General features: G+C 48.7%; 7 protein-coding genes and 2 tRNA genes. All 9 read left to right on the top strand.

The annotated features are described in order from the left end of the window. Window positions 1-346 precede the first annotated feature (346 nt). Window positions 347-422 (top strand) — tRNA-Val (locus A918_RS0109390). A 101-nt stretch (window positions 423-523) separates the two neighbouring features. Beyond that, window positions 524-599: transfer RNA gene (locus tag A918_RS0109385), tRNA-Val, on the top strand. Window positions 600-2034: 1435 nt separating this feature from the next. After that, on the top strand, window positions 2035-2256 hold the full coding sequence (gene nrdH, locus A918_RS0109375; RefSeq protein WP_022710815.1) for a glutaredoxin-like protein NrdH: 222 nt from the start codon (window positions 2035-2037) through the stop codon (window positions 2254-2256). Between the two features lie 271 nt (window positions 2257-2527). Further along, a complete protein-coding gene (gene nrdI, locus A918_RS0109365; RefSeq protein ID WP_022710813.1) occupies window positions 2528-2938 on the top strand; it encodes a class Ib ribonucleoside-diphosphate reductase assembly flavoprotein NrdI in 411 nt (136 codons plus the stop codon). Between the two features lie 257 nt (window positions 2939-3195). Next, complete coding sequence (gene nrdE / locus A918_RS0109360; protein ID WP_022710812.1) at window positions 3196-5301, top strand: class 1b ribonucleoside-diphosphate reductase subunit alpha; 2106 nt, start codon at window positions 3196-3198, stop codon at window positions 5299-5301. 69 nt (window positions 5302-5370) lie between these two features. Next, complete coding sequence (gene nrdF / locus A918_RS0109355; protein ID WP_022710811.1) at window positions 5371-6345, top strand: class 1b ribonucleoside-diphosphate reductase subunit beta; 975 nt, start codon at window positions 5371-5373, stop codon at window positions 6343-6345. 325 nt (window positions 6346-6670) lie between these two features. Next, complete coding sequence (locus A918_RS0109350; protein ID WP_022710810.1) at window positions 6671-6859, top strand: Flp family type IVb pilin; 189 nt, start codon at window positions 6671-6673, stop codon at window positions 6857-6859. 102 nt (window positions 6860-6961) lie between these two features. Continuing rightward, window positions 6962-7123: a Flp family type IVb pilin gene (locus tag A918_RS21505; RefSeq protein ID WP_084664739.1), complete on the top strand. Its 162-nt coding sequence runs from the start codon at window positions 6962-6964 to the stop codon at window positions 7121-7123. Window positions 7124-7242: 119 nt separating this feature from the next. After that, on the top strand, window positions 7243-8424 hold a 1182-nt coding region (locus A918_RS0109345), incomplete at its 3' end, for a cytochrome P450 (protein WP_022710809.1).

The following is an 8424-nucleotide window of genomic DNA, read 5'->3' as shown; positions in this document are numbered from 1 at the left end:
TCGGTATGGGCGCTGTCTAATGTGTTCACTATGAACTGTCAAGCGAGCTTTTGAAAGTTTTTCACCGAAAAGAGGATAAAAATGCGCAAAGCCCGAACAGAGCACTTTATATATATAGGCAGTCCACAAATGACCGATTTTATGCACAGCACGCGATAAAAAGAGTCACCCACTCACTCCCTATAAGCATCTGAATTCAAAGAATCATCCGAAACGCATGACGGGATGGCATCAGGAATGTGAAGAAACAAAAATTAATTCAAATTTCTGTTTTATTTTTGATTTTTGCTCTTGCGCTTAGTCAAAGAATTCCTTAAACGAGCCTCACAGCCGCTTCAAAGCGAGCGGGCGATTAGCTCAGTTGGTAGAGCGCTTCGTTTACACCGAAGATGTCGGGAGTTCGAGTCTCTCATCGCCCACCATTCATTTCTGAGAAATCAGATCAGTGAATGACAATTATAAATATGCCGTGCTCATATTTATAATTGAAGACTAAAGTCAGCACATACCGCTTTTAGCGAGCGGGCGATTAGCTCAGTTGGTAGAGCGCTTCGTTTACACCGAAGATGTCGGGAGTTCGAGTCTCTCATCGCCCACCATTTACTCCCCTCTTCAGCAAATCAACATTTTGTACCTTACGCTGATTTTCGGCGGAAATTGTTTCATGCAGAATCGCAGTCTCATGGCTGACTAGAGTGGTTTACGCCCAGATTGAATCACAGTGCTCGCTCTAGATTCTTTATTTGGTCGCATTATCACGGGCGTCAAGTTGATCCAACTTGACTGTGAAAGGCTCAATCCTCACATCTTCCTTTCTGCACTTCTTCTCCACCTCATTTAAGAATCGCCTGCCCGCTCCGGCCGCTTTTGTAAAGAAAAGAATCTGCCCGGAAACAGCAAAGATTCCGCCCCAAAACCGCTCATATCTTATATGCTGCAGTTAAGAATCAAGCTGAGCGGTGGCAGCACGCCTGCCGACCCTGCTGATGCCCTTTTGGCACATCTCCACATATTAATTCAGCCCTGTGTATAGCGGGTAAAATTATCAGAGAGACACCATAGGTATTGACGAAAAATTCATAACATATACCATATATAGTGTCTTGAGCGGTTCTTCGATTCTGCAAACCGCAGCTTCGCAACCACGCTCAAAACGGCTTTATCAGGCACAATGAAACCGGCGATACGCAATGCGATCCGGGATAGTTGCGTCGAAATTTTTGCCGGTTCTCAGGAGGAAACTCCTTTCCGGCGGAGAATCGGAACTTGTTGTTATCAACAGGCTCCGGGAATGTTGAAGACGGAAGAAATGTGATCCGTTGCGCCGGTGTTGTTTTCAGTATCGCAGGCACACAGATCACAGTTCAGCAAGGCAACAGGAATCAGGTTATGCGCAAGGTCAGAGCTGCTTTTCAGGGATCGGAAAACAAACAGATGTCTACATCTGTCATTCAGAAACCTGTTTCAGCAGATTTGTCAGCGGTCAGAGCGAATCTTCGCCCGATGGCTTTATACGACCATCTCTGATGACGCATCCGGCTCCTCTGTGAGCTGTTCCTTCCAGCCTCTCCCGCCGTCCGTTCCGTTCTTATTAGTTTAAGCAAGTTCAGCATGCGTTTTGCGGAATAACCGCAGTTTGTGCAGCAGATTTAAAGGTGCTCTTTGCACCTGAAAGGCCTCCGCCCTCTCGTTTCAAAAGCGGCGGAACCATAATGCTCGGATTTATCACCGCCGGTGCGTCTCTGGATGAACCATACCGGTGAGGAATACAGGGAAGCGTAAACAAGAAGTTCTTTGAGGGCACAACGCTCCGGAGAACGAAGAATCCCGCACCGCAAGGTGCAAAAAGAGAAGAGCACCGTCAGGTGCAGATACAAGAAGGCACCGCAAGGTGCAGACCAATGAGGCCCTGCCAAGGGAAACTGTAGCCCCCGCTACAATGTCCGCTGACTATTCTCTCCGGAATAATCAACAGGCATATAACGCATATCAGTCTCTGAAAAATATCAGGGCGATCAAGAAACGAGGAATCCGATGTCCATTACTGTTTACAGCAAGCCAGCCTGCGTTCAGTGCACCGCCACCTATCGCGCTCTGGAACGTCAGGGAATCGATTTCAACATCATTGATATTTCTGCAGATGCAGAAGGCTACGACACAGTTAAACGTCTTGGTTATATGCAGGTTCCGGTTGTTGTTGCCGGTGACACACATTGGGCAGGCTTCCGCCCTGACATGATCAGCGCGCTGGCTTAATTATAATGGCCTGAGCGTTCCGGTTTGACTGTCATATCCGGACAATCTGCCTGACTGTTCAATCTGGCCGGTAATTCTCTGCCCGTCTTTCGCTTTGCAAGACGGGCAGAAGCCGGAACCAGAAACGGCATTTCAGGCAAATCACAAAAGCTATGCCCTCTTCCTGTATAATGCACAGCATTGGCTGCAAAGCCGGACTGGTGCCACTATATATAGAGGGTCTTTGTTTGACTTCAGTGTCTCACTGGAGATTTAACATGAGGAAGTGGCTATGAGCATGCTCGTCTATTTTTCAAGCGGCACGCAAAATACGCATCGCTTTGTCACAAAAACCGGACTGCCTGCTCTGCGTATTCCGTGCAGCATGAAGGCCGATCTTTTACAGGTGACACAACCTTTTGTGCTGGTTGTCGCAACCTATGCCGGCGGGGACGGACGCGGTGCTGTTCCCAAGCCTGTGATCCGTTTTCTGAATGACAGTGCCAACCGTTCCTTTATTCGCGGTGTGATTGCCGGTGGCAACCGTAATTTCGGTGCAACCTATTGTCTTGCCGGCAATGTCATATCCGAGAAATGTCAGGTGCCGTTTCTGTATCGCTATGAACTGGCCGGAACGGATGATGACGTTATCAATGTGCGGAATGGTCTGCGCAAATTCTGGCAGGCAGACCTCGCTGCCTGACTTCTGAACCCATACAGGGTTCAACAACGAAATTAAATTGCTGTCCGCTTTCTCAAACGAAAAGCCGGATCAGTATTGTGAACAGATGTGAAAGCGAAGCCGGTCTTTGTTTTGCACATACCGACAAATAAATTGGCCAACACATATTGGCCGAAAAATGAATTGGAAAAACTGTGGCGACTCTTGAGCTTGAACGGACAGAAAAGAACAACACCAACAGTTCAAACAACGGGAGTTCTAAAAAGGACACTCCGGCAATGGACTATCATGCGCTGAATGCCATGCTGAACCTGTTCGGTCCGAATGGTGAGATCCAGTTTGATATGGATCGCAAGGCCGTTCGCCAGTATTTTCTCCAACATGTGAACCAGAACACGGTTTTCTTCCACAATCTGGAAGAGAAACTCGATTATCTGGTGACCCAGAATTATTACGAAAAAGAAGTTCTGGATCTGTATTCTTTTGAATTCGTCCAGAATCTCTTCAATCTCGCCTATAAAAAGAAATTCCGCTTCCCGACCTTCCTCGGCGCGTTCAAATATTACACCAGCTATACGCTGAAGACATTTGACGGTCTGCGCTATCTGGAACGCTATGAAGACCGCGTTTGTATGGTTGCTCTGGCGCTGGCCGACGGTGACGAAGCTCTGGCCATATCCATTATGGAAGAAGTGCTGTCCGGCCGTTTCCAGCCAGCGACACCGACCTTCCTCAATGCCGGTAAAAAACAGCGCGGCGAGCTGGTTTCCTGCTTCCTGCTGCGCATGGAAGACAATATGGAATCGATCGGCCGTTCGATCAATTCCGCGCTGCAGCTTTCCAAGCGCGGCGGTGGTGTGGCCTTCTCGCTCACCAATATCCGTGAACATGGCGCGCCGATCAAAATGATCGAGAATCAGTCTTCCGGTATTATTCCGATCATGAAGCTGCTCGAAGATGCATTCTCCTATGCGAACCAGCTCGGTGCGCGTCAGGGTGCCGGTGCGGTTTATCTGAATGCCCACCATCCGGACATTATGCGCTTCCTCGACACCAAGCGCGAAAATGCCGATGAAAAAATCCGCATTAAAACCCTGTCGCTCGGTGTTGTGATTCCGGATATCACCTTTGAACTGGCGAAGAACGACGAGGATATGTATCTGTTCTCGCCATATGATGTGGAACGCGTTTACGGTGTACCTTTCACGGAAATTTCCGTGAGCGACAAATATCGCGAAATGGTTGATGACGGCCGTATCCGCAAGCAGAAGATCAAGGCACGCGCCTTCTTCCAGACACTGGCGGAAATTCAGTTTGAATCCGGCTATCCGTATATCATGTTCGAAGACACCGTGAATGCAGCCAATCCGATTGCCGGCCGCATCACCATGAGCAATCTCTGCTCGGAAATTCTTCAGGTCAGCGAAGCGAGCACCTATAAAGACGATCTGAATTACGAACATATCGGCAAAGATATTTCCTGTAACCTCGGCTCGCTCAATATTGCGATGACCATGGACTCTCCGGATTTCGGCAAGACCGTTGAAACATCAATCCGTGCGCTGACCGCTGTGTCGGATATGAGCAAGATCAATTCCGTGCCATCGATTGCCCGCGGCAATGATGAATCACACGCGATTGGCCTTGGTCAGATGAACCTGCACGGCTATCTGGCGCGTGAACGCATTTTCTACGGTTCAGAAGAAGGTGTGGATTTCACCAATATCTATTTCTACACCGTGACCTATCACGCGATTAAAGCGTCCAACCGCATTGCGATGGATCGCAAGTCGAGCTTTGTCGGCTTTGAAGATTCAAAATATGCCGACGGCACATTCTTCGACAAATATACTGACAAGGTCTGGGAACCGGAAACTGCCCGCGTTCGTGAACTGTTTGAAACAGCAGGCGTTGCGATCCCGACACAGGCGGACTGGGAAGAACTGCGCAAATCGGTGATGGCGCATGGTATGTATAACCGCAACCTTCAGGCTGTTCCGCCGACAGGTTCGATTTCCTACATCAACAATTCGACCTCTTCGATCCATCCGATTGCGTCCAAGATTGAAATCCGCAAGGAAGGTAAGATCGGCCGCGTTTATTACCCTGCCCCGTTCATGAGCAACGATAATCTCGATTATTATCAGGATGCCTATGAGATCGGTGCCGAGAAGATCATCGATACCTATGCAGCAGCGACGCAGCATGTGGATCAGGGCCTGTCGCTCACACTGTTCTTCCGCGATACCGCAACAACACGCGATATCAACAAGGCGCAGATCTATGCATGGCGTAAGGGAATCAAGACAATCTACTATATCCGCCTGCGCCAGATGGCTCTGGAAGGCACACAGGTAGAAGGCTGCGTTTCCTGCACCCTGTAAACCCTATCCTTTTATATAAAACCGTCTGCTACAGCGCAGACGGTTCATCCGAACAGATCAGAGCACGTTATGAACGCCCAACCTAAACTCGTCTGCGCCACCAAGGCTGTTAACTGGAACCGTATCGAGGATGATAAAGATCTCGAAGTATGGAACCGTCTGACCGGTAATTTCTGGCTGCCGGAAAAAGTTCCGCTGTCCAATGATATTCCGTCCTGGGGCACGCTGACACCGGCAGAGAAAACACTGACCATCCGTGTTTTCACCGGCCTGACCCTGCTGGACACTATCCAGAACACTATCGGCTCAATCAGCCTGATGCCGGATGCTGTGACCCCGCATGAAGAAGCTGTATTGTCGAATATCAGCTTCATGGAAGCGGTTCATGCCCGCTCCTATTCCTCGATCTTCTCCACTCTGTGCTCGACACCGGATGTGGATGATGCCTATCGCTGGAGTGAGGAAAACCCGCATTTGCAGCGCAAAGCGGCTCTGATCATCAATGAGTATAAATCTGATGATCCGATGAAGCGCAAAATTGCCAGCGTATATCTGGAAAGTTTCCTGTTCTATTCCGGCTTCTATCTGCCAATGTACTGGTCGAGCCGCGCCAAGCTGACCAATACTGCCGATCTTATCCGCCTGATTATCCGTGACGAGGCCGTGCACGGTTACTATATCGGCTATAAATATCAGGTGGCTCTGGAAAAAGAGAGCGAAGCCCGCAAGGAAGAGCTGAAAGATTTCGCCTTCTCGATGCTGCTTGATCTCTATGAAGTTGAAACCAAATATACAGAAGCGCTTTATGACGGCACCGGTCTGACCGAAGATGTCAAAAAGTTCCTGCACTATAATGCGAATAAAGCGCTGATGAATCTCGGCTATGAGCCACTGTTCCCGAGCACTGTAACCAATGTTAATCCGGCGATCCTGTCATCGCTTTCACCGAATGCTGATGAGAATCACGACTTCTTCTCCGGCTCCGGCTCCAGCTATGTGATCGGTAAAGCCGTTGCCACAGAAGATGATGACTGGGATTTTTAATTCTTCCGTTAGGAAATAAACGGTTTTTCATTGATATTCCGTCTGCTTTCCGATGATCCGAATATTTATGCCCCTGAGACCAAGCAACGTCTCAGGGGCATTTCTTTTTAGACACATCATTTAAGATACTGAAAACACAGCCACATTTTAATTTATGAATATACAAAACACTTCTCGACAGACACAATAAAAGTAATTCATTAAGCAAGTTCAATGCTTAAACTTCATTTACTATGTAATTTAAGTCTTGAAAAACACTCTTCGGGCTATAAGTCGTAACAGGTCAGCAAGACCATAACGAAAAGAACTATCTGGAGTTAAGGCAATGAAAGCAATTTTTAAGCGCTTCCGCAAAAATGAAGACGGTGCAACTGCAATCGAATACGGCCTGATTGCCGCTCTGATCGCTGTTGTTATTATCGGCATGGTAACATTTGTTGGAACACAGCTGAGTGCAACTTTCAAAACAATCGGCTCGGCAGTTCAAACTTCTAATAAAGCACCTACTCCATAACCCTCTTAAGGTTTGAAATTTGTAAAACAAAACCGTCCGGCAATTGCGTCGGGCGGTTTTATTTATCAGTAGTCTACGAAGCACAACAATGAACTGAGCAAAATGAGAAAACGATTTTTTTTAAAATCAGAAACAGGCGCTACAGCCGTTGAATACGGATTGATTGTTGCGCTAATAGCCCTCCTTATTTCTGCTTCACTACTTCTGACCGGTACATCGTTTAATACGATTATGAAAATACTCTCGGACACTCTGGCAAAATAATATTAAAGCAGGCTGGGTTGAATTCCCCATGCCGCGCTTTGTCACGCTGCATTTTCTCATCATCTGCCTTTATAGTCGCATAGCAAATTCTCTTTTAATGCCAATGCGATGAAAGCCTGATGATCCATTTCCCGAGCGCCCCTGTAAAACCTGATTATCTTCATTTCGATCCTGCCACCCGCCACGTGCGGATTGATCCGCATCAGCCGGAATTTGTGCAGAATCCCTATGCGGCTTACGCATGGTTGCATCACAATGCACGGGTGTTTTTCTGGGAAGATTACGGTTTCTGGTGCTTTGCCGGTTACGATGATATCAACAAGCTGTTCCGCGACCGCCGTTTTGGGCGTGAAGAGCCGGGCGGTTATCGTGCCAATGCAATCAACCGCGAACATCTCAAAGATTTTGACGGCGTTGAACGCCACTCCATGCTGGAGATTGAACCGCCGGTACATACCCGCCTGCGCACCCTCGTCAATCGCGCTTTTGTGTCCCGTCAGGTCGAGCGTCTGCGTCCGCGTATTGAAAAACTTGCCAATGAGCTGATTGACGGTTTTGAGCACCAGGGACATGTCGACCTGATGCCGGCTTTCGCCACCCCTATTCCGGTTGTTGTGATTGCCGAAATGCTGGGGGTACCGACAGACAATGCCCCGCAGCTGCTCGACTGGTCGCATCGCATGGTCAATATGTATATGCACAATGCGACACGTGAAGTGGAAGACAGTGCCAATCAGGCGGCCAAAGAATTCTCCGACTATCTGCGTGGCTATGCTGCCCAGCGCCGTAAAAATCCGGGTGATGACCTGCTAAGCCTGTTACTCGCCGCTGAGGAAAATGGTGCCAAGCTCTCGGAAGACGAGCTGATTACCACCTGTATCCTGCTGCTCAATGCCGGACACGAGGCAACGGTCAATCAGACAGGCAATGCAGTTAAGAGCATTCTGCAAAGCGGTCTGGATCATCGCGTTCTGTTTGCAACGCCGGAATCAACTGCTGCCACTGTTGAGGAGAGCCTGCGCTTTGATGCACCGCTGCATATGTTCACCCGTTATGCCTATAATGAGACTGAAATTGCTGAGGGCGTAACACTGAAAGCCGGTGAGCAGCTTGGCCTATTGCTTGGTTCAGGTAACCGCGATTATCAGGCTTTTGACCAGCCCGACCGTTTCTGGCCGGAGCGTCCGGATCAGAAGAACGTCTCTTTCGGAGCCGGTATCCATTTCTGCATCGGCGCACCGCTGGCACGTCTGGAAATGCAGGTCTCTCTGGCAACATTGTTCAAACGCCTGCCGAATATC

The organism is Pseudochrobactrum sp. AO18b (assembly GCF_000409565.1).
In the GTDB taxonomy this organism is placed as follows: Bacteria; Pseudomonadota; Alphaproteobacteria; order Rhizobiales; family Rhizobiaceae; genus Pseudochrobactrum; species Pseudochrobactrum saccharolyticum.
This window is presented reverse-complemented; position numbering and strand designations above follow the sequence as displayed.

Excerpts from the sequence above, each read along its gene's own strand:
- nrdH (WP_022710815.1), top strand. The coding sequence starts at position 2,035 with ATGTCCATTACTGTTTACAGCAAGCCAGCCTGCGTTCAGTGCACCGCC.
- nrdF (WP_022710811.1), top strand. The coding sequence starts at position 5,371 with ATGAACGCCCAACCTAAACTCGTCTGCGCCACCAAGGCTGTTAACTGG.
- A918_RS21505 (WP_084664739.1), top strand. The coding sequence starts at position 6,962 with ATGAGAAAACGATTTTTTTTAAAATCAGAAACAGGCGCTACAGCCGTT.
- nrdE (WP_022710812.1), top strand. The coding sequence starts at position 3,196 with ATGGACTATCATGCGCTGAATGCCATGCTGAACCTGTTCGGTCCGAAT.
- nrdI (WP_022710813.1), top strand. The coding sequence starts at position 2,528 with ATGAGCATGCTCGTCTATTTTTCAAGCGGCACGCAAAATACGCATCGC.
- A918_RS0109350 (WP_022710810.1), top strand. The coding sequence starts at position 6,671 with ATGAAAGCAATTTTTAAGCGCTTCCGCAAAAATGAAGACGGTGCAACT.